The organism is Rubritalea marina DSM 17716 (assembly GCF_000378105.1).
GTDB classification, from domain to species: Bacteria; Verrucomicrobiota; Verrucomicrobiia; order Verrucomicrobiales; family Akkermansiaceae; genus Rubritalea; species Rubritalea marina.
The window spans coordinates 97,646-117,628 of sequence record NZ_KB899251.1; the positions used below are offsets into that span (position 1 = coordinate 97,646).

Sequence of the window (19,983 nt, forward strand, 5' to 3'; positions counted from 1 at the left end):
AGAGAACGAGATGATGATGGTTCTAAAAGGATTAAGAATAGCGGCGCTAGTGCCGATGGTGGCGGTGATGGCGGCCGACGGAGCAGGGTCTGAGGCCTTGGGTGAGACGCTGGAGCAACCGCTGCTGGCTCTGAAGCTGGTAGAGGAACGCGTGGCCAATGAGCGCCAGTTGTCTGAGGAGATGCTGGAGCTTCAGGCAAGGCGCGTGGAGGAGGAGCGGCTTAAGGCACTTTATCGTGTGGAATTGGATGCGATTCGCAAGCAGGTTGAGGCAGCTGGATCGGCACACACGCAGGATATGGAGTCGCTGCGCAGGGATCAAGAGTTTGTGAGGCAGGCAAAGAGCAAGCGCCAGGACATGCAGGATGCCTTGGTGCAGCAGATCCAGCGGATCGAGGCGATGCAGCCGCTGCTTCCCGAGCTGCTGAAGCAGCAGCTTGAGACTGAGTATGCGCGCCTTGGTGATGCCGATGCGGCCTTGAAGGATAAGATCGTGGCATGCAGCACGTACTTGCAGAAGCTCGCAAAGTTCGACCAATCAATCAGCTATGCAGAGGAGTTTCATGAGATCAAGGGCCAGGAGAAGCAACTTGAGATCCTTTATTTGGGCTTCGGGGGTGCGTACTTCGTGAGTGGCGGACTTGCGGGGCGGGGAACGGTGAGTGCTGCAGGCTGGCAATGGCAGGTGGATGAGGGACTGGCGTCTGAGGCGAAGCGTGCGATGGCGATCTTTAAGAAGAATGCCCGCCCAGATTTGGTGAAACTTCCAGTGCAAATCACAAAATGATCAGAGGATTGATACGAACCATTGCGGTGGCGAGCACGCTAGGCGTGGCACCCGCGCTCGAGCTCAGCGACCTACGCGATGACCTGAAGCAATCGCAAGAAAAGCTCGGTGGCTTCCGTGCGGCGGAACGTGAAAAGAACATCGCGCTGGCAGAGGAATTGGCTCAACTGGAGGTTGCCTTAGGCGAGGCTCGCGAGGAGCTCAAGTTGATCGAGCTCGGGCGCAAAGGACGCGATGACTTGAAGTTTTCCGTAAAGCGTGAGGCTCAGGCATTCGAGCGCGATTTTGATTCCATCGAGAGCACGCTGAAAGATTTTTCGGTGCAGTTCTGGCTGCGCTCGCGACAGGAACTTCCAGAGTCTGGAGCGGACAGTGCCTCGCCATCACAGGTGGCGTTGCTGGGGGCAGCTCTGGACGTGATAGAGTCAAAGGTTGGTGGTGAGCTAAGTGACAGCAAGGTGGTGAATGGCGAGGGCGATCTGGTGCAGGGTAAGACCTATAGCTTTGGTCCTTTGGCGTGGTTCCAGAGTGCTGACAAGCAAGAGTCTGGGGTGGTTCAGTACCTCAGTGGTAAGCAATATGGCAACCTGGATACCGCCGTAGATCGTGCTGCGTTAGAGGCGCTCTTTGCTGGTAGGGAAGCTCAGATGATGCTCGACCTCACTGGGGGAAAGGCGCGCATGATTGCTAAGATCCAGGATGACCCACTCAGGCTCTTTGAGAAGGGCGGGGTGTGGATTTGGCCAATCATCGCTATTGCAGTGATTTCCTTGATTTGTGGTGTCTTCAAGTTCCTTGAGCTTCGGCGCATGAAAGAACCTGATGCCGCATGGATCGGCTCACTACTGCAGGCGGTGAAGGGCCAAGAGCTCGAACGCGCTGCTGAGATCTGCGCTGGCACCCAGCACCCGGTGGGTGAGGTGATTGCCAAGTCGCTGAGCTTTGTGGAGCACGGCGCAGAAGTCGTGGACGAAGTGATTTTTGAGCAAATGATCGGGGTGCAGAATGCGATGCAGCGTTGGCTCCCATTCATTGCTGTGACGGCGGCAGCGGCTCCCTTGCTGGGGCTGCTCGGTACGGTGTCAGGAATGATTCGCATGTTCAATGTGATCACTGTGACGGGCACGGGTGATGTGAAGCCGATGGCTGGGGGGATCTCTGAGGCGCTGACGACTACTTTGTTTGGCTTGGTGGTGGCGATCCCAGCACTGGTGTTGCACACGATGCTTTCACGCCGCAGTTCGGGGATTGTTCAGACCTCTGAGCGATTGAGTCTCACCTTTACCAATGGACTGAAGAAGTAGGCAATGAATTGGTTTTTCATCATCTACCGCGAGCTATTGAGCATCCTCCAGCAAGGTGGCATCGTCTTTGTGGGGATCTTGCTAGTGGGTGCTTGGATGTATCATATTATCCTGTCAACTTGGTTTGCTCTGCGGCCGATCGAGCGGGAGCTCGGTGCCATGGATTCGCCGATGGTGGGGCAGCGTGACGAAGAAGATGTGTTCCGCTTTTTTGAAGTGTTTAAGCTGCAGAATCTCGCGTGGTTGGATCGCCGGATGCCGGTGATTGGGGTGATGGTGGGGGTCTGTACCTTGGCTGGACTGCTCGGCACAGTTTCTGGGATGTTGGTGACTTTTTCGAGTATGGCGAGTAGCGATGGGGGCAAGCCGATGGAGAAGATCGCGGCGGGTATCTCTGAGGCGATGATCACCACGCAGGCTGGCCTATTGATTGCGCTGCCAGCAGTCTTTGCCTTTGCGTTGTTGAAGCTCAGGCTCAAGCGCGTGCATGACATGCTGGAGCAATGCCAGTCGCGCCAGGTGAGATGGATGCAATTGAAGGGAGCACGGCATGCGTAGACGATCCATCAGCTCAGCCGGAGGTGCCCAAGCCAGCGAGATCAACATGTCGCCACTGATCGACATCGTTTTTATCTTACTGATTTTCTTTGTGGTCACTACGGTCTTTGTGGAGGACCCCGGGGTGGAGATTCAGAAACCACAAGCGAGCACCGCGCAGAAGGTGGATCAAGAGGTGGTGATCCTGGGGATCACGGCGGAGAGCGAGGTGTTTTATGCGGGCAAGAATATTGGAGTCGATGGCGTGCAGTCGGTGGTTTCTTTCATGTTGGCAGACAACCCGGAGATGCCAGTGGTGATTCAGGGGGATCGTCATGCCAAGCATGGGGTGATCATGAAGGTCACCGATGCGGCGAAGCTTGCCGGTGCCAAGCAAGTATTTTCAGCCGTCGCCAAGTGAATCGAGTCCTATGAATTGGAAGGCCCTCATCATCAGCAACCTGTTCGTGATCGTATTGGTCATCGGTCTCGCCGTGACCCGAGTGATTCGCTACATGCCGGATGAAGATCTCGCTGAAATCCAAGAAATCGAGCTCGCCATCTACGAGCCACCAGCTGAGAAGGAGATCGAGGAGCTCCATGAACCAGAGCCGCTGGAGGATGTGCCGCCGCCACCGCCACCGAGCTTTGACGAGCTTGTGCCATCAGCAGACCCCACGGCAGTCAGCCTGCCTACTGTGGAGGTGCAGATTACGATTGATGCCCAGACCGACCTCTTTTCGACTGAGCGTGCGCCAGCTCCGTTGATTGTTGAAAAGCGTGCCACCCCCGAGCCTAAACCAACGAAGCCGAAGCTGAAGATCGGCAAGGTCAAGCGCGATGTGGGGCTGGGCGACTTGGATGCGAAACCCCGCGTTCTGCGCAAGGGTATCCTACGCTGGCCTCGCGGCGTGCGCAGTGGCAGTGTGAATGCGGTGCTGCGCATCGAGCTCAACCAAAGCGGGCGCGCGACATTGCTCAAGGTTGTGTCGCTGGATGATGAACGGTTTCGTTCGATGCTCTCAGACTACGTCAAAACCACACGATTCACCGTACCGAAAAAAGATGGCAAGCCCGTAGGCAAGGTCGTCTTTCATTGGCCCAACAGCTTTCAGAAGAGATGAAACAGCATATTTTATTCACCAGCCTCCTCACAGCAATCCCGCTCGGTCTCATGGCGCAGCCCGAAGCCATGCCATTGTCTCAGTCGTACTGGAAGTCCGCGGAGTTTGTGAAGGCATTCAATGGGTCCTACCGCACCAACGCTCGGATTGAACCGTACATCACGAGCGAGGAAAAGGTGGTGCTGCAGCAGGTGCAGAGCCAGATGGCCAAGGGCGCTCGGACTGCCGCGATTCAGACGATTCAGGCCAGCCCATTGAGCAATGGGTCGGCTGCGTTGCAATTCAATCTCGCGAGCCTATACTTTGAAGAAGGTGACTTTGAGCAGGCGCGCGCCGCCTATCAACATGCCTTAAAACGCTACCCATCCTTTCGCCGTGCCCACAAGAACCTCGGCTTGACCTTGATGCGGCTCGATCAGCAAGCACTGGCGATGCAGAGCCTGCTCAAGGCGGTGGAGCTGGGGGACATGAGCGCGAGCACACTCGGGGTGTTGGGCTATTGTCATCTCGAGGCAGAGAACTACGGCTCCGCATTCCAAGCGTATCAATTGGCCCAACTGACTGAGCCCAACAACATCTCTTGGAAGGCAGGAGTGGCGCAGTGCCTGATGGCGATGGACAAGCTCTCCGAAGGCTTGGCAATGATCGAGGAGGTGTACAAGGAGGCCCCACAGGAGCTCGGCTATGCTCAGCTGTATGTGCATGCCTTACTGGAAGACGAGCAACACGCGAAAGCGATTGCGATGCTGGAGCTCCTGCTACGCCAAGAGCGACTCAGCCTCGCGGATCGTAGCCTCTTGGCCCAACTCTATGCGGGTGAGGGTGACTTTAGGATGGCAAAGCCTCACATCGCTGCAGTGTTGGAAAATTTTCAGTCAAGCGAAGCAAAGACCCAGGCTGCCGACGCCCATGCGCTGCTTCAGGTCATTGGGGCCGTGGTGGTGCTCGGTGAGTGGCAGTATGCGCTCGATGCGCTGGATCACGTGGCTGGGCGCTTCGATGCCCTAGCTGAGAGCCAAGGTCAGCAGATGACTCGCTATCGCGCGTTTTGCATGGCGCAGCTTGGCATGCCAGAGGCGCTGCCCTTACTGGATGGTTTATTGAAAAGCAAGCCGCTCGATGGCGAGCTGATATTACTGACTGCGAAGCTCCAAGTGTCACTGGGGCATGCTGCTGCGGCAGAGGTGCTCTATGAGCGTGCGGAGCAGCTGGAGTCATCGCGCTACCACGCCTTACTTTCTCATGGAGGCCTGTTGGTGCAGCAAAAGCGCTACAAGCGTGCGCTCGGAAAGTACGAAGCTGCCCAAGCGATGAAAGCGACTGAGGAGCAGGCGAAGTATATTGACGAGCTGCGCCGGGTCGTGGGGCTGCAATAGTCTAGCCTGCCAGGCCAAACTCACCCAAATGTGCAAAAAAATACCGCAGCATAAGATGCGGTATTTGCGAGGCTTTGAGTTTATTGAGTCTAGGGCAGAGGCGCGCTTAGAAGCTGTAGTTGAGGCTGCCAAAGAAGGTGCGTGGGAATGCCGGCCCATAGATGTAGCTGGCATCCCTGAAGGCCCCACTCTCGAGGTCGCTCTGGTAGTCGTCGAAGAGGTTTTTGATGCCGAGTGTCGTAGTCAATTCACCATCGCCTACGAGGAAATCTCGCGACACGCCGATATCGACATTGAAGAACCAAGGGCTGCGCTCTAGGCGGTTCCCTTCGAGGTCGCCAGTGCCGGGGTTGGAGACGACGCGTGGGATGTCCATCGGGCCGGTGAGCTTGCCAGTGATGAAGGAATCGACCCACTTGCCATCGTGGTTGAAGCGCAGGAGACCCAGCGACTCAGGCGTGCGTACGTAGGTGTTGGAGAAAATGGCATTGTCGATGGTGTCGTCAGGATCGCCGAGCACCAGCTGTGGGCTGTCGTACTCTAGGCGTTGCTGCACCCACGAGAGCTCCAGGCTCCAGAAGTCGGTGAAGTAGCCTAGGTTGAACTCCGCCCCGTAGACTTTGGAGCCCTCACCATTGGTGCGGATTTCCTCGATCACGCCCGGGGTGCTGGGGTCGTCATTGGGCTGCACCACAAAGGTGTCGTCGAGCCAGGTGTGGAAGGCATTCATTTCGAGGCGCAAGTGTTCGTTGACCTGCCACTCGGGCGATAGGGAGATAGTGACCGAGCTTTCTTCTTTGAGATTGGGGTCGTTGAAGGTGGTGCGGAGATCGCCACCGACACTCTCGATGTGGAGGTCTTCGTCGAACACTTCAGGGGCTCGGAACCCGGTGGAGACTGCGCCACGGATGCGCAAGTCGTCTTCTGGCGACCATAGGATGGCGGCGCGCGGGGAGAAGATGGGGTCGTTGATCTCGGAGTTGAAGTCGCCGCGGAGTCCGTATTCAAGCGTCCAGAGCTCTTGAGGTTTCCAGCGGTGCTGAGCGTAGATGCCTAGGTTTTCAAATGTTTGGTCAAGGTTGCGGTTTACGGAGCCTTGGTTGTCTACGATATTCTCAGACTTGAAGTTCGACCCAAAGGTGAAACGATGTTGGTCGCTTAGCTGGTAGCTAGCGAGTGCATCCAGGAAGTGGAGGTCATCCTTGGTGTTGCCGAAGCCTAGCGCTGAGTCCGTACCCAGAGCCACCGTGCCACCGTAATAGGAATCGCGCTTGGTGTGCGAGTACGCATAGGCGAAGCGCGTGCTCCATTGCGCATTCCAATCGGCCTGCCATTTGATTGTGTTGGTCAGGCGCTGCGACATGATCTCCTCTGCGATTTGTGACTCATTAGGTGCGCGCTCGAAGGCGTCGCCGGTATCGCCACCGCGGCGCTCTTCATCAGAGTAGGAAAAGTCGATGCTAAGGGTGTGATCTTCGGCCGGACGCCAGAGGGTGCGGAAGCCGGCCGTCGCAAGGTTACGCATGGACACATCGGTGAACCCGTCGCCATTCAAGTCGAGCGGTTGGACACGGTCAAATCCGCCATAGAATGTCGCCTTCACTTTCTCGTCATCACTCACATAATCGTACAGGCCAAAAAGGTTCCCGCCAGGTGCTTGGCCAAAGCTATCACCCTGGCTGCCCTGCAGGCGTGCCTCGATGCGGCCACCGGATTCCTCAGGCTCACGTGGCACGAGATTGATGACGCCAGCGACAGCTCCTGGCCCATAGAGTACCGAGCCGCCTCCCTTGACGATCTCGATCTGCCCGATTGTGCCAGCTGGGATCTGTTCGATGCCGTAGACGCCGGCAAGCGTGGAAAAACTAGGCATGCCATCAAAGAGCAAGCCGATGTATTGTTGTGGCAATCCCAGCATTTGGATCGACTGTTGGTTGCAGTTCGAGCAGGCGGTGTCGATGCGCACCCCGGGTGAGAACTCCACGGCCTCTGCCAGCGTGCGTGTGCCTGTCTGTTGGAGCAATGCTGCGTCGATGACTTCGGTGCGTACCGGGGTGTCGCGCAGCGGCTCGGCTACCTGAGAGCCAGTCACTACCGTGGTCTCTAAGGTGTCAAACGGACTGCCTGTGTCCTGAGCCCAGAGTGATGCGCTGGTACACATTCCTAGTGCTGTTGCCCAAAGTGCCACGCTGTGGGGGAGGCCCGCTCGTTGCGGCGCGCCTATGCTTGGTTGATTCATGCCTTGTTGGTAATCGGTTGGTTTATGTAGCTTGAGCTACTGTAGCACGAGCTACATTGTTTGTGTAGCATGGGCTACGTTTTAACCTTGTCAAGCATGGAGTAACAGGGAAGATGCTTGGGATGAGTGATGAGTCCAAGCACCGAGCAGCGATCCATGAACGAGTGCGCCAGCAGCATTCTTCAGAACTTGCGCAGGACTATGTGGAGGCGATCCATGAGATTTTGGAGGGTGGCAGTGCGGTGACGATTAGTGCCTTACAAAAGGTGTTTGGAGTGTCGCACGTGACGGTGATTCGGACCCTGCAGCGGCTGCAGGAGCAGGGATTGATTTCGGGTACCAAGTCGAAGGAGATCAGTCTGACCAATGAAGGTAGGCAGGTGGCTGAGCGGGCGATCGAAAAGCACGCCTTACTCAAGCGCTTTTTTGAGGCCCTGGGTGTGAGCGACACACAAGCTGACGCAGATGCCGAGGGTGCTGAGCACCATTTGAGTGAGGAAACCTTGGAGGCGATCCGGCGTTTTCTCGAGCAACAGGGCTAAGTGTGACGAGCCTCTGTTGAGGCGCGTTATTGCGCCAGTTCTTCGAGGCTGTCGTCGACGTTTTTGGCTCCCTCTTTGAGGCGATCCTCTAGGTCTTGCTGGAGTGCTTGCGATCCTTTTTTGGCATCTTTCCCGATGCTTTGGCCGATGTCTTTGAGTTCCTCTATTCGCCCTTCGGCTGCCTGGGCAGACTGTGACATGAGCGAGTCAGTGGCCTTGCTTACCGAGCCTTTCAGGTAGGCATAGTAGCCAAAGAGGCCGAGAACGGTGACTGCGGTGGCAGTGATGATGGCTTTCATCTTGTAAGAGAATTAGTAATCGACCTGGCGCAGTGTGAGCCCCGCTGCTGGCGCACAGTAGGGGGAGCGCCGCAGTTCCTTACCTTGACCCTGGTTAAGCAAGGCGAGGTGGTCGTCGGGGCGCAGGCGGCCTTGTGCGACATGGACCGCAGCCCCCGTGAGTAGGCGCACCATTTTGTAGAGAAAACCATCGCCAGTGTAGCGCAGGAGGTAGCCTCCGTCTTGAGCCGTGAGGCTCGCTTCGGTGATGGTGCGGGTGAAGTTCGTGGTGTCAGTCTCGTTGCCACGCAGCGCGCCAAAGGCTTCGAAGTCGTGGGTGCCAAGGTAGTGGCCCAGGGCCAATGCCAAATCGTCGGGGCTGAGTTGTCGTGGAAGGTGCCAGGCGCGCCCAGCCATCATCGGGTGCAATATTGGTGAGGTGGCTAGAAAGTATTCGTAGGTCTTCGACTTGGCTGAAAAGCGCGCGTGGAAGTCGGCAGGGACTTCTTCACAGTCGCATACTCGAATGGTGGCAGGAAGCTTGGTATTGAGTGCAGGCACCCAGTTGTAGGGATTCATCTGCAAGTGCTCGGGGGCATCGAAGTGCCCCACCTGCGCCTCAGCGTGCACGCCGGTGTCTGTACGGCCCGCGCCTTGCATGGCGATGTCTACCTTCGCCACCGCACTCAGCGCACGGTTGATCAAGCCTTGGATCGTGGTGGCATTGGGCTGGATCGCCCAGCCAGAGTAGGGTCGTCCGTCGTATGCAATGGTGAGTTTTAAGCGCAAAATCGTGAGTGGTTCTTGACGCTAGTTAGGAGGGAAAAAGTGAAAGGATAAAGCAAAAAGTCCAGCCCAGCCTTGGGCTGGGAGGTAAAGTGTGGAGCCTCAAACCCGGGTTAGAACATGGATAAGACTTTTCGGAGTGCGGTGGCTTGCCACCGCTTGCCGCGTGTGGCGCGGCATCTTTGCTTAGCTATAGCTATGCAGGACACAGTACTGGGTGGGAGGTTCACCAGATAACGTTGAGATATCCATCGCCGCAAAAAAGCACAAAAGGTCGCAGAAATCGTTCGAATCGATGTGGAAATAACGACTACGGAGTAGTCCCAGAGGCTAGCCCTTGGTCGAAGCTAGCGGAGACCAAGGGAAGCGTCATGAGAATAATATCCGAGCCCGGAGGGTGTCGTAGAGAGTGAGAGATCTAGCGTGATCTTTGCAATCCGCAAAGCGCTCTTACGAATTAAATGTCGAGTTTTTTCCATGTGTTGGGAGGCTAAGGTCTTCGAGATTGTGGCTGAAGATTGGCGTGCCTGTTTTTAATGCATCGAGCGTGTAGCGTTCAATTCTACCCTTTCGAGCGACCAACAAGTCACCTTTAAAGTCCCATGTGGCCCAGGTCACGTCGGGTCCGAGTATCTCGTGTCCGTCCAGCTGAAATTCAAAGGTATAGCCTCCCACCAAATACCCACGGTAAAACATCCGCAATGTGGGATGCTTAGAGGTAGGTTGCCATGCCCAGCCAGGATCATCATCACTGATGGTGGAATAGGGGCTATGTTTCAGATAGATCACACGATCTTCTGTCATTTCGCCTTGGCGTTGCCAGCCATCGCGCTCAAGGCGGAAGTCTAGTATAGGGAAGACCGCGCCGCCTGACTCCATGCGTTCTATGGAAAAGGGAAATTCGTAAGACTTCGAGTAATCGCTGAGGGACTCGTCATTTACCCAAGCGTCATTCGAGATGAGTTTCTGGTTAGATGGGAAATAACCGCCCCCTGCGTAGGTGCCGTGATTGGGCACGTCGACGACAGTAGTCAGTTTTGGTGGCTCACAAATACCATTCCATGTTTGGCCCTTGTTGCCCATAGCCAGATAGACCATCCACTTTCCGTCCCATGATAGGTCACAGCGTTCGGCATAAATCCTACCATTGAACCACGAGCCGAACTTAAGTTCATCCGTCTCAGTGTTCCACTCAATGATGTGGTAACATTTCGACGGCTTGCGGCGAATGATTACCGCGATAGGTGCAGCGTGTGCTCGCAGAATGTGCAGGTGAGCAGTCTTTCTGGGCGTGGTCCATTCTAAAGGAAGGTCTTCAGTAGCGCGTTGTTCAGACATTGGGTGAAAAGTACGACAGGAGATGGGATATGTGGTTCTTTATTGCTCTGGCGCGTAGTGGTAATGACCTGTGATTTTGTAGTCGAAGAGTATGTCATCTAACACGGGACCTGAGCCAATGTTATGCACGATGTATGGACGTCCGCTGCGAGCTTTCTTGTGGCTCACAATCCCAATGTGAGGAAGGTTCCCTGGGAGCATCCAAGTCACGAGGTCTCCAGCTTTGTAATCGCTAGCCTTTTGGCTCACAGGAAGTTTTTTACCGTGGCGTGTGAAGAATGTTTGGAGATTGGGGACTCTGCGGTGGTCAATGTTGCGGTCGGTGCGCTTGAGTCCCCAAATGCGTTTCGAGGGATAGGCGGAGAAGTTGGCTTTCATATCTTCATGAACCAACTTCTGCAGATCAAAGCCCAGGGTTCTGTAGGAGCGGATGATCACGTCGGTGCAGACGCCAAGGTGCGATGGGACGTCACCATTCGGGTAGGGGATGGAATGATAAGATCCATCGTAACGTACCGTGTGCTCGGTACGCTCAATCGCAGCCTCTGACAACTTTTGTGCAAATTCATTGCAGAACGCCATGCCCACCAAGCCTAGTTGTAGGATAACAGTTAGAGAAAATTTCATCGTTACAATTGCTATCGCAATGTCTGCTATTAGGGAAGAAAATGTTGGGCTAGCTGTTGACTGAAGGTGTTAGGTTTTATGTGTTATTCCTATCTACTGCCCCTACAGGGCTGGATTTACTTGTTGTCTGAAACCTAGGGTTGCGGCTTCGCCTGACCCTAGGCTTGTATGGGGCGCCCCTTTGGGGCTTTGGGAGCAGCAGCCAGTGGCTGGAGTTTACAGAGTTCAGTTTTCAGAATCAGTGTGCGCCTGTGGCGGTGGATCAATCACTTTTCAGATTTAACTTCTGATTTTTTACTTTCACTTGGGCACCCTGGGTTTCCTGTAGCAATGACTCAAGAATACGAAAGTCTTCTTTGGACATTTTCCATTGATCGAGAACGACCTGATGTTCTCCTTGCTTCACCGTGATCACGGGGTGTGAAAGGAATTTGAGGAATGGCCGTTTAAGGGTGAAGGGCAGGGTAAGGTCGATGCAATCTATATCGCAATAGAAGGATTGTGATTTCGGACCTGTTAGTATGCTGTCCTTCACACTGATCGTGTAGCAGTTCACGCTCTTATAAATCAACAAAGAAGCAACAGCGGGAGCAACCACCGCAGGAAGTAGATAATGTGAAATTGATTCTGAGCTTACTTCGTCCCGTAAAATATCCAAACCAAATGTGCCAACTATAACCCCGCCAATCATTAAGGGGGTAAAAATTAGGAAGTACTTCTTCTTCGTAAATGGGGCGGTGAATTCCATGAGAGGCTTAGGCTACTTGATTTCGTAATCATCTAATACCTAACAGATAAAACCAATCTATCAACCCTGGGTTGATAGATCACTTTTCAGATCTCACTTCTAACTTTTCACTTCCAGCGTTCCTTCGGTGACGCCTAGTTTTTCCATGGCACCGAGGTCTTGCCAGAGGAGGTGGCCGTCGGTGCGTTTTTGGATGAGTTGTTGGTAGGCTTGGAGGGTGGGAATAAAGTCTTAATTGCATATATTTCTCATGTCGCGATGTTCTATGATGGTTATTGTACCTCTTATCTTCGTATGGAGGGCAGAAGGAATGTAAGTGCTGAGCTATTAAAACTTGACCGTTTGAATGGCAATGACATGTTTGTATCCCTAACGAGTTTTCTGTTAAATTAAGCGTGGAATCTATTGGATGCTGTGAAAGGGAGTGTCTAAAATATCCTTTAAGACATATGTGAGGTTAAATGATTCATGTAGTAAATCTGTGAATTAGGATAATTTTTGTATTAAAATAAATAAATCAATGAGTAGTGGTGAATATTTGTCCGAGGTTGGAATGGGTATAGCTGGCAAGGCTATAGATCAGTCGTCTGAAATAATAAAAGAGGGATTAGGGCAGCTGGTACCTATGGCACTTTTCTTAACGAATGACGGAGAAATAAGTATTAACAGATTTGTGGCAGAACCAGATCAAGTCTCTAAATTAGCTCAAGCCGAGATAGATAAGGTTTCGGATAGCATAGTTGCTTATGCTATAGCCCGAGATGGATACACGACATTCGATGGTATCAGGCGCGATTCGATTATTGTCGAAGCGGGGTGTAGAATTTCCGGTAAAGGTATCATGTTAGTTCAACAATATTCTGAGGAAAATGGCTATGAAGAGCTTGGAAATATTAAGTTAACTGGGCAGGTTCCCCTTCGAATAAAAAACTCTGATCATTCAAGGCAAGATTTTGTAGAACTCATTCAGCCCCTGTTGAAAGCGCCTTATGTTGTATTTCAAAAAGTTGCTGGAGCAGATGGGATTATTGAGAAAGATGAGATGAAAGCCTTTACTTCAATTTTGAAAGATGGCCTAGATTCTGATAATCCCTTCGTGGTGGCATGTATTGAACAATCTATCCAAAATTCTTCGGAATACCTCAAGTTAGTCAATGATAGAGAAATGAACCCTAGGCTAGAATTGCCCGCGGTCAGAGAGTTGATTATATCAAATTTTGTAGAAGTAAGTGGCGAAGATTACATAGATTTTTTGAAGGACCTAGCTTCAAAAATAGCTCAACCTAAAGGAGGGTTTCTAGGGGTGGGCAAGAAACTCCGCCCTGAGGAGGTTGCAGCTATTGAATTGGTTGAAGAGTTATTATCATAATGACCAATCATCTAGACTGTGGAACATCATACAAAAATCATCATATCAGCACTTGTGGTGATACTAATTAATTTTGCTTATTTTACGTTTACTTCGAGTGAATCAAAACATTCATCCAAATGTGAATGTGACATTGGTGAGGTGTATATGGCTTCAGATATTAGGCGATGGAATATACCCTTTACGGATATTTGGCTGGATAGATCCATTTAGTTACACAATTTAACCCAAGAAAAACAGGTAGTGTCATACCGAAGTCCAGAACTTTCAAAAGAGCCTAAGCTAGTAATGATCAATTTAAGAGTGCAGGATGGCTATATAGTTCATCTATTTTGGTCACATGGTTCGGTTAAGCTTGACCATAGTGTAGAATATCCAACCAGAGGTTTTCCATAACCTCATTTGAGTAGAACAATTTGCATTAGCCTCCCCTAACACGCTGTGCATTGCCAGATGAAGATAACTAAACCTTTAACTTATTCAGCGAAGCTCGTTCTTGGTTAGGAGTGTCTGTAATGATACATGAACCTTATCTACCGCCCCTACATGGCTGGGCTCATGTTTTTTCTGACACCTAGGGCTGCGGCTTCGCCTGACCCTAGGCTCCAACTTCGCTAAAGCTTCGCAGGACACGGTGGCATAGGTCGCCCCTTTGGGGCTTGGGGTGCTCAGCATGCGGCTGGAGTTTTCAGAGTTCAGTTTTCAGAGAGCAGATGCAGTGTGCTCTAGCGGTGGGTGGGGCACTTTTCAGATTTCACTTCTACGCTTTTACTTCCAGCGTTCCTTCAGTAACCCCGAGTTTTTCCATGGCGCCGAGGTCTTGCCAGAGGAGGTGGCCGTCGGTGCGTTTGTCTACGAGTTGTTGGTAGGCTTGGAGGGTGAGGAGTGTGGCGACTTTGTCCTCGTTGAGGAAGTCGATGCGGTAGCGGCTGAGGCCGGTGGCGCGGACCTCATCGTAGAAGCGGGCGCCGGTTTGGGCGCGGCCATTGAAGAGGGTGTTGCGGCAGCCGACGTCTGCCATGAGGGTGTGGAGCTGGCCGACGCGGTCGCGCAGCTGGACTTGGTGTTTTTCGCAGGGGCGGCCGCAGTCTTTGTAGCTGGTGCCTTCGGACATGAAGGTGCAGTACACGCAGTGCTCCATATGAAACATCGGCATGTGCTGGTGTAGGGTGAGCTCGAACCAATCGCTAGGGGCCTTGCGCAGCATGTCTAGCAGTTGTTGGATGTTGAGATCGTAGGAAAGGGTGAGGTGGTCGAAGGCGGCGTGTTCCTTGAGAATTTTTGCGGTGGCTGGGTTGGCGCAGTTGAGCGAGAAGTCGCCGGTGCGGTAGAGGCCATCGCGCTCGGCGAAGTAGTTGACGGCGCCGAGGTTACGGATGAGCACGCCATCGGGTTCGGAACGGTCGATGAATTTGAAGTAGCCGGTTTCGTTGGGTTTTTGGATCCTCGGGGTGGCGAGGTGGATGCTGGCGTTGCCACCGGCAGCGCGGACGATTTCGACGGCTTCCTTGTAGCGACGGATGTCTTCGAAGTCGGCGTAGATCCGGTTGATGCCAGCCTCGAGAGCGGCCTCGATTTGGTGTGGGTGGCGGGTCAGAACTGAGAGTTCGGCAGCGCGTTCGATTGGTTCGCTCGGAGTGGCCGGCATGATGTCGGCGAGGGTGCCGCTGGCGACTGGCTTCTCAGCCGGTGTGGCGGCAGCAGCGGCGACGTCGAGCTTTTCCACGAGGGCACGGCGTAGGCGATTGAGGGCGGAGACGGGGAGAATGAGTTCGCCTTCGAGTTGGTTGTCGACGCTGCCGAGTTCGTAGGCTGTCTGGCCGAGTCTGCCGAGTTGTTTGGCGAGGGTCTCGGTGCTGAGTGGGCGGTTTTGCGCGGCTTCTAGTTTTTCGCTAGAGCTCACAGAAATGCCATTACAGCTGAGTGTGAGTGGGGAGTCCAGGGTGCCTGTGACGGTGATGTGGAGTCCATCGCGGAGTGGTTCGAGCTTGGCATTTTTCCACAATGCTTTGACTTCGGAGTTGAGCTTGGGGTCGTCTGTTTTGTAGATGACGATGCCGGGTTTGATGCGGTCCCAATTGATGCCACAATGTTTGACGTGGAATTTGAGGGTGTTGCCTTCAACTGCCCAGATGCGTGAGCCTTGTTCGAGGTTTCGGTTCTCGCCTGCGTCGAAGACAATACCGTCTCCGGCCTTGAGGCCGTGCTCGCCTTCTTGGTTGAAAATGATCCAGCCAGAGCCGCAGTTCTCGACGGTGCCGACGCGGACGCCGCGCTTTTTGCCGAACTTACCGTGGGTGAGGTAGGGGTGATTGGTGCCGGCAAGCCAGCCGGTGGTGAGGCCGCGCGAGAAGGTCATTTCCATGGCGTAGCGATCGCGGTCGGTGATGGTGCTTGCGCGCTCAGCCACGGCGTCGTCGATCGCCTTGCGGTAGACGCGGGTGACGGCGGCTACGTATTCTGGGGTCTTGAGTCGTCCCTCGATTTTGTAGGAAACGACCCCTTGCTTGACGAGGTCTGGGATCAGGTCGACGGCGGCTAGGTCTTGGGGTGAGAGCAAGTAGCGCTTCTCGCCCATGTCGACGGTTTCGCCATCGACGACGAGCTCGTAGGGCATGCGGCAGGCTTGGGCGCACTCGCCACGGTTGGCGGAGCGTTGGCCCAGCGATTCGGAGGTGAGGCATTGGCCAGAGTAGGCAACGCAGAGTGCGCCGTGGACAAAGACCTCGAGTGGGACGCACTCGCTGGGTTTGAACTTGTTGATCTCGGTGAGGGAGAGCTCGCGCGAGAGTACGGCGCGTTCGAGCTTGTAGATAGAATCGATGAACTCAAGTCCCTCGGGTGAGGTGATCGTCATCTGGGTGGAGGCGTGGATTTCGACCGAGGGAGCGACCCTGCGGCAGAGCTTTGCGAGGCCGAGGTCTTGGACGATGATGGCGTCGACTCCGCAGCGCTCGAGCAGACGAAGTTGTTCTTCCGCAGCTGCTAATTCCTCGGTGAAAATGAGGGTGTTCATGGTGACGAAGCCTTTCACGCCATGGGCGTGTAGGAAGTCCATAAGCTCGGGAAGGTCTGCATCCGTGAAGTTGTCAGCACGCAGTCGCGCATTGAACTTGGATAGACCGAAGAAAATGGCGTCGGCGCCATTGGCCACAGCGGCGCGTGCGCAGTCCCAGTTGCCTGCGGGTGAGAGTAGTTCGGGTGTGCGGTCGATTTCCATGGTTTAAATGATGCTAGTAGCTGCGTGCTATGAATGTAGGACAATTCCAAGAAAATAAAAGGGAATGTCTGGGAATCTGGGCAGGGCGTATTGTGAGTATGCCTGATGTTGATAGATGTGAGCTCCTCATTTCGTATGATTCCAGCATGACACTTCATGCAGGCTCAATGATCAAGGTGGGTGGGCGAGTAGCTCTTACCGCTATGCTAGCAGCGGCAAACTTGGCCACGGTAGGGGCTGACGATGACGCACTCTTTTCCTTCATGCCTGTGGAGTCTGGCGGCATGGTGGTGCATAGCTCTGAGTGTACTGATAATGGATCAGAATGGGCGCCAGGCCTTGAAGAGAAGAAGGTATTCCAACATGAAATCCGCTGGGGGGACAAGGAAACTGGCTGGCAGTTGCGCGTGGGTAAGGGCGGTCAGATCTATTCCTTTGTAGGTCCATTTGGGGAGGCGATGCCGCCTCAGATTCACAAGGGATCTGAGTGGAATGATGAGGTCTGGCAGTTGGTGTCGATTTGCACCAGTAAGAACGATCGCACCCTGGTGCGAGAGGGGAAGGTGAGGAAGCGCCCTCTCGCTTATTTCATTCATGGCTCGGGGGTTTACAAGCGTGACCCGAAGCTTGAGGAGACATTTTACAATCCTGTGTTAGCAGAGAGTTCTTGTGATTCCTCCTACGCTATTCTGAACTGGGGGCAGCACGCGCACGTCCCAACCATCTACAAGTCTGGAGCATTGTATTACACGCGCTTCAACACGCTGAAGGATGGAACGATCGAATTGAACTATGCGATCCATAACTTTGGGGATGATGTGTTGAATTATTTCAATACTCCGTGGGGCGGGGTGAGGCATAGCAACCTCCCGGTACACATCCTTTCTACGCCAGATGGGAGCTACGCGCCCACCGAGTTCATTCCCTTCGCTGGGAAAGGAATCAAGAGTGCGCACCTGACTGGTGGCTGGAGTGGCTTTTTTACCAAAAATGATCCCGAGGCCTGGGGCATTGCTTTGGTCTTCGGCAACAGCAGGGCCAACCACACAGCGGCCAAGGTACGCTATCGCTGGGGCTATGCCGGCAATAAGCTCAATCCTCGCGATTATTTTGTGTCGGTGGTGAATCCATTAGTGCCGGTGAAGAAGCAAGAGACGCTGCGGGTGAAAGTCTATGTGGTGGTGGACCAGTTGAAGAATATTTCGAAGCGAGTGGCGGACTTGGTGCCGATGGCTAGCTACCAAGTGAGTAGCTTTGACGACGCTCCTCAGGTGGCGGTGCAGGTGGATTCAGAGAATCGCTCCGGAGAGCTCAAACTGTATGCTTGGCCGAAGCAAGGCACACAGCCGCTCTTCCTATTGAAAGAGACAAAGACTGGAAAGTACTTCGCTAGCGAGGATCTCTATCAATTTTCATCACGCGAGTCCTTCAGCAAGTATCATCCGAAATATGAGGGTGATGCTGAGGTGCTGCGTCCTTATGATGGCAATACTGAGTTCATCAAGCTGCTAGGCTTCGAATAAGGCTCTGCTGGATGTAGCAGCGTCGGTCAGCGGCTCAGAATGAGCTGCGCTTCTCCCCCTCAGCGAGGCGGCCTGCGCGGGTCCGAGTATCTTAGGCCTCGCCGAGCAGGTCAGGGCGGTTGTTGCGGGTGCGCTCCAGCGCCTGATGTTCTTTCCACTCAGCAATCTTCTTGTGATTGCCAGAAAGGAGTACTGCGGGCACATCCATGTCACGAAAGGAATTCGGCTTGGTGTAGGCGGGGGCTTCCAGCCGGTCTGGACGCGAGAATGATTCTTCTTGGTGCGATCGTTCATCACCCAAGGCGCCAGGTAGCAGGCGTACGATGGCATCTACCACCACCGCTGCGGCGATGGCACCATTGGTGAGGATGTAGTCACCAATCGAGAGCTCAAGGTCCACTAGGCTGTCGATCACCCGTTGGTCGACGCCTTCGTAGTGACCGCAGAGAATGATCAGGTGCTCATCGCTGGCGAATGCTTGCGCGTGTTGTTGCTTGAAGGGCGTGCCTTGGGGGGTCATGAGGATGACCTTGGTGCTAGGGATCCGAAGTTCTTCAATGCAGGCAAAGATGGGCTCAGGCTTGAGTAGCATCCCTTGCCCACCGCCGCAGAGGTAGTCATCTGTCTTGCGGTGCTTTCCGGTAGCCCAGTCTCGGAGGTTGTGGCATTGGATCTCGACAATCCCGGCCTCACGAGCCCGCTTGATGATGCTCTCGCTGAGTGGAGCTTCCGCAATTTCTGGGAAAAGCGTGATGATGTCGATGCGCATGCCCGGGAGTCTGCAGTTTCCTGTTGGAAGATTCAAGTGTTGAGGCTATGGATTGGCACATGAAACATCAGGTCACCATCTACACCGACGGTTCGTCGCGCGGCAATCCAGGTCCAGGTGGCTATGCTGCAGTCCTTCAGGCCGGATCTCATCAAAAGGAACTCAGCGGCGGTTTTGCAAAGACCACCAACAACCGCATGGAGCTGATGGCTGCCATCGTCGCCCTCGAAGCGCTCAAGCAACCCTGCGCGGTGCAGCTAGTCTCTGACTCCAAGTATGTGGTCGATGCCATGCGACAAGGCTGGATCCATGGTTGGAAAAAGAAGGGCTGGTCGCGTGGACCAAAGAAACCACTTAAGAATGCAGAACTTTGGCAACGGCTCGATCGAGCCGCGTCTGCGCACGAGATGACTTGGACATGGGTCAAAGGCCATGCTGGTAATCCGATGAATGAACGATGTGACGAGCTGGCAGTGGCCGAGACCGAAAAACCTAATCTCCAGCCTGATCCAGGCTTTATCGAAGATCATGATGAACAAGGTCTACTTTAACACCCGCACATCGTTGACGCTGGCTGAAGGGGTTCAAAATTAGTCAGACTAAAATAGAGAATTCCTTGATTTTCAGGGGGCTGAGGCCTCGAGGAGGAGGCTATAGAGCTTTGGAGGAATTGATTATCAATGTCCTGATCCACCAGGCTCATGGTCAATGAGTGGGAAGTGGGAGCGCTTTAGGGGAGCGTCGGATCAGCGATTTAGGCTTGGAGTCATGGGAACTGCTGGTGCCGAAGCGTCGGCGCAAGGTGCCGCTGGAGCTGGTGGTGATGACAATTGTTTCAGGAGGCACGAGTGACAGGGTCCAAGAGGTGCCGAGTTGGATCGTGTCTAGCCTGGTACGCTTGTGCTTGGAGTTGTTGATCATGCGCGAGCCTATGGCTGGAGAATCGAGTTTTCCCTCGTAATACACGAAGTCCTTGCCATGCTGGCGTACTTCGACGAAGCGGTGATCATCAATCATATAGCGACCTGGGATCGAGACACTTTCTGGTGAAGTCGGGAGCGTTGGGTCTGAAAAATCCATGAACAGGACAGCAGCAAAGCCAGCGAGAAGTAGGATAAGGATTATTTTAAACATGATGGCATTCCAGTGAGGATACATGTTAGCTAGTTTTGTGGAAAAGAAATATGCTAGCGGGTTCTCATCCCCCCCTCTCTGGAGGTGTCTGAGTGGTAGAAACAACAAAGGCTTTCAGAGTTACTGAAAGCCTTTTGAAAGAATGGTGCTCGAGGGGGGAATCGAACCCCCACGGCCGCAATGGCCACTAGATCCTTAGTCTAGCGCGTCTACCAATTCCGCCACCCGAGCAAGGTGTTGTTTGGTGTGGCGGTGTTGTAGCCGGATCTCAGCGCTTGGCAA

Annotated in this window: 19 protein-coding genes and 1 tRNA gene; 10 read left to right on the plus strand and 10 right to left on the minus strand. The window is 53.9% G+C overall.

The window, feature by feature from the left end; genetic code table 11:
- The first annotated feature begins 10 nt into the window (after positions 1–10).
- The 6 genes from F454_RS0105195 to F454_RS0105220 are packed head-to-tail and all read left to right on the plus strand — an operon-like array spanning position 11 to position 5,128.
- The gene (locus F454_RS0105195) at positions 11–787 is read left to right on the plus strand and encodes a DUF3450 family protein (RefSeq protein ID WP_018969573.1); all 777 of its coding nucleotides are present in this window, start codon (positions 11–13) and stop codon (positions 785–787) included.
- Complete coding sequence (locus F454_RS0105200) at positions 784–2,091, plus strand: MotA/TolQ/ExbB proton channel family protein (protein ID WP_018969574.1); 1,308 nt, start codon at positions 784–786, stop codon at positions 2,089–2,091. Before F454_RS0105195 ends, F454_RS0105200 begins: the two co-directional genes overlap by 4 nt.
- A gap of 3 nt (positions 2,092–2,094) precedes the next feature.
- Positions 2,095–2,649: a MotA/TolQ/ExbB proton channel family protein gene (locus F454_RS15590; RefSeq protein ID WP_018969575.1), complete on the plus strand. Its 555-nt coding sequence runs from the start codon at positions 2,095–2,097 to the stop codon at positions 2,647–2,649.
- The gene (locus tag F454_RS0105210; RefSeq protein ID WP_018969576.1) at positions 2,642–3,049 is read left to right on the plus strand and encodes an ExbD/TolR family protein; all 408 of its coding nucleotides are present in this window, start codon (positions 2,642–2,644) and stop codon (positions 3,047–3,049) included. The genes F454_RS15590 and F454_RS0105210 overlap by 8 nt, the downstream gene beginning before the upstream one ends.
- A 10-nt stretch (positions 3,050–3,059) precedes the next feature.
- Positions 3,060–3,752, plus strand: a complete 693-nt coding sequence (locus tag F454_RS0105215) for a hypothetical protein (RefSeq protein WP_018969577.1) — start codon at positions 3,060–3,062, stop codon at positions 3,750–3,752.
- Entirely contained in the window at positions 3,749–5,128 is a 1,380-nt protein-coding gene (locus F454_RS0105220) for a tetratricopeptide repeat protein (RefSeq protein WP_018969578.1), read from the plus strand. The genes F454_RS0105215 and F454_RS0105220 overlap by 4 nt, the downstream gene beginning before the upstream one ends.
- A 106-nt stretch (positions 5,129–5,234) precedes the next feature.
- On the opposite strand, the gene F454_RS0105225 is transcribed toward F454_RS0105220, so the two are convergent.
- The gene (locus tag F454_RS0105225) at positions 5,235–7,367 is read right to left on the minus strand and encodes a TonB-dependent receptor plug domain-containing protein (protein ID WP_083912897.1); all 2,133 of its coding nucleotides are present in this window, start codon (positions 7,365–7,367) and stop codon (positions 5,235–5,237) included.
- A gap of 122 nt (positions 7,368–7,489) precedes the next feature.
- On the opposite strand from F454_RS0105225, the gene F454_RS0105230 reads away from it, so the two are divergent.
- Complete coding sequence (locus F454_RS0105230; protein ID WP_026292726.1) at positions 7,490–7,909, plus strand: metal-dependent transcriptional regulator; 420 nt, start codon at positions 7,490–7,492, stop codon at positions 7,907–7,909.
- Positions 7,910–7,935: 26 nt separating this feature from the next.
- Here F454_RS0105230 and F454_RS0105235 read toward each other — a convergent pair whose 3' ends face one another.
- The 5 genes from F454_RS0105235 to F454_RS0105255 form a co-directional block, all read right to left on the minus strand.
- Positions 7,936–8,208, minus strand: coding sequence for a hypothetical protein (locus F454_RS0105235; protein ID WP_018969581.1), 273 nt, complete (start codon positions 8,206–8,208; stop codon positions 7,936–7,938).
- 12 nt (positions 8,209–8,220) lie between these two features.
- Positions 8,221–8,976, minus strand: a complete 756-nt coding sequence (gene truA / locus F454_RS0105240) for a tRNA pseudouridine(38-40) synthase TruA (protein ID WP_018969582.1) — start codon at positions 8,974–8,976, stop codon at positions 8,221–8,223.
- 447 nt (positions 8,977–9,423) lie between these two features.
- A complete protein-coding gene (locus F454_RS15595) occupies positions 9,424–10,311 on the minus strand; it encodes a hypothetical protein (protein ID WP_018969583.1) in 888 nt (295 codons plus the stop codon).
- A gap of 39 nt (positions 10,312–10,350) precedes the next feature.
- A complete protein-coding gene (locus F454_RS0105250; RefSeq protein ID WP_018969584.1) occupies positions 10,351–10,938 on the minus strand; it encodes a DUF1287 domain-containing protein in 588 nt (195 codons plus the stop codon).
- Between the two features lie 262 nt (positions 10,939–11,200).
- A complete protein-coding gene (locus F454_RS0105255) occupies positions 11,201–11,686 on the minus strand; it encodes a hypothetical protein (RefSeq protein WP_018969585.1) in 486 nt (161 codons plus the stop codon).
- 520 nt (positions 11,687–12,206) lie between these two features.
- Here F454_RS0105255 and F454_RS0105265 point away from each other — a divergent pair.
- Entirely contained in the window at positions 12,207–13,055 is an 849-nt protein-coding gene (locus F454_RS0105265; protein WP_156817145.1) for a hypothetical protein, read from the plus strand.
- A 760-nt stretch (positions 13,056–13,815) separates the two neighbouring features.
- Here F454_RS0105265 and F454_RS0105270 read toward each other — a convergent pair.
- On the minus strand, positions 13,816–16,275 hold the full coding sequence (locus F454_RS0105270) for a U32 family peptidase (protein WP_018969588.1): 2,460 nt from the start codon (positions 16,273–16,275) through the stop codon (positions 13,816–13,818).
- Between the two features lie 146 nt (positions 16,276–16,421).
- Here F454_RS0105270 and F454_RS0105275 point away from each other — a divergent pair, with 146 nt between their 5' ends.
- Positions 16,422–17,798 (plus strand): hypothetical protein, encoded by a 1,377-nt coding sequence (locus F454_RS0105275; RefSeq protein WP_018969589.1) that lies wholly within the window; start codon positions 16,422–16,424, stop codon positions 17,796–17,798.
- Positions 17,799–17,889: 91 nt separating this feature from the next.
- Here F454_RS0105275 and trmD read toward each other — a convergent pair whose 3' ends face one another.
- On the minus strand, positions 17,890–18,567 hold the full coding sequence (gene trmD, locus F454_RS0105280; RefSeq protein WP_018969590.1) for a tRNA (guanosine(37)-N1)-methyltransferase TrmD: 678 nt from the start codon (positions 18,565–18,567) through the stop codon (positions 17,890–17,892).
- A 59-nt stretch (positions 18,568–18,626) separates the two neighbouring features.
- Between trmD and rnhA the strand changes: the two genes are divergently transcribed.
- Positions 18,627–19,118 carry a ribonuclease HI gene (gene rnhA / locus F454_RS0105285; RefSeq protein WP_026292728.1) on the plus strand — a complete coding sequence of 164 codons (492 nt, stop codon included), beginning with the start codon at positions 18,627–18,629 and terminating at the stop codon, positions 19,116–19,118.
- 154 nt (positions 19,119–19,272) lie between these two features.
- Here the strand turns inward: rnhA and F454_RS0105290 are convergent, their stop codons facing one another.
- Both F454_RS0105290 and F454_RS0105295 read right to left on the minus strand, forming a co-directional pair.
- The gene (locus tag F454_RS0105290) at positions 19,273–19,701 is read right to left on the minus strand and encodes a hypothetical protein (RefSeq protein ID WP_156817146.1); all 429 of its coding nucleotides are present in this window, start codon (positions 19,699–19,701) and stop codon (positions 19,273–19,275) included.
- 143 nt (positions 19,702–19,844) lie between these two features.
- Positions 19,845–19,932 (minus strand) — tRNA-Leu (locus tag F454_RS0105295).
- Positions 19,933–19,983: the final 51 nt, after the last annotated feature.

Coding starts and splice junctions, on each gene's coding strand:
- F454_RS0105225 (WP_083912897.1), bottom strand. CDS start 7,367: ATGAATCAACCAAGCATAGGCGCGCCGCAACGAGCGGGCCTCCCCCAC.
- rnhA (WP_026292728.1), top strand. CDS start 18,627: ATGAAACATCAGGTCACCATCTACACCGACGGTTCGTCGCGCGGCAAT.
- F454_RS0105195 (WP_018969573.1), top strand. CDS start 11: ATGATGATGGTTCTAAAAGGATTAAGAATAGCGGCGCTAGTGCCGATG.
- F454_RS0105270 (WP_018969588.1), bottom strand. CDS start 16,275: ATGGAAATCGACCGCACACCCGAACTACTCTCACCCGCAGGCAACTGG.
- F454_RS0105235 (WP_018969581.1), bottom strand. CDS start 8,208: ATGAAAGCCATCATCACTGCCACCGCAGTCACCGTTCTCGGCCTCTTT.
- F454_RS0105220 (WP_018969578.1), top strand. CDS start 3,749: ATGAAACAGCATATTTTATTCACCAGCCTCCTCACAGCAATCCCGCTC.
- F454_RS0105290 (WP_156817146.1), bottom strand. CDS start 19,701: ATGTTTAAAATAATCCTTATCCTACTTCTCGCTGGCTTTGCTGCTGTC.
- F454_RS0105265 (WP_156817145.1), top strand. CDS start 12,207: ATGAGTAGTGGTGAATATTTGTCCGAGGTTGGAATGGGTATAGCTGGC.
- F454_RS0105250 (WP_018969584.1), bottom strand. CDS start 10,938: ATGAAATTTTCTCTAACTGTTATCCTACAACTAGGCTTGGTGGGCATG.
- F454_RS0105255 (WP_018969585.1), bottom strand. CDS start 11,686: ATGGAATTCACCGCCCCATTTACGAAGAAGAAGTACTTCCTAATTTTT.
- F454_RS0105200 (WP_018969574.1), top strand. CDS start 784: ATGATCAGAGGATTGATACGAACCATTGCGGTGGCGAGCACGCTAGGC.
- F454_RS0105275 (WP_018969589.1), top strand. CDS start 16,422: ATGACACTTCATGCAGGCTCAATGATCAAGGTGGGTGGGCGAGTAGCT.
- F454_RS15590 (WP_018969575.1), top strand. CDS start 2,095: ATGAATTGGTTTTTCATCATCTACCGCGAGCTATTGAGCATCCTCCAG.
- F454_RS0105215 (WP_018969577.1), top strand. CDS start 3,060: ATGAATTGGAAGGCCCTCATCATCAGCAACCTGTTCGTGATCGTATTG.
- F454_RS15595 (WP_018969583.1), bottom strand. CDS start 10,311: ATGTCTGAACAACGCGCTACTGAAGACCTTCCTTTAGAATGGACCACG.
- F454_RS0105210 (WP_018969576.1), top strand. CDS start 2,642: ATGCGTAGACGATCCATCAGCTCAGCCGGAGGTGCCCAAGCCAGCGAG.
- trmD (WP_018969590.1), bottom strand. CDS start 18,567: ATGCGCATCGACATCATCACGCTTTTCCCAGAAATTGCGGAAGCTCCA.
- F454_RS0105230 (WP_026292726.1), top strand. CDS start 7,490: ATGAGTGATGAGTCCAAGCACCGAGCAGCGATCCATGAACGAGTGCGC.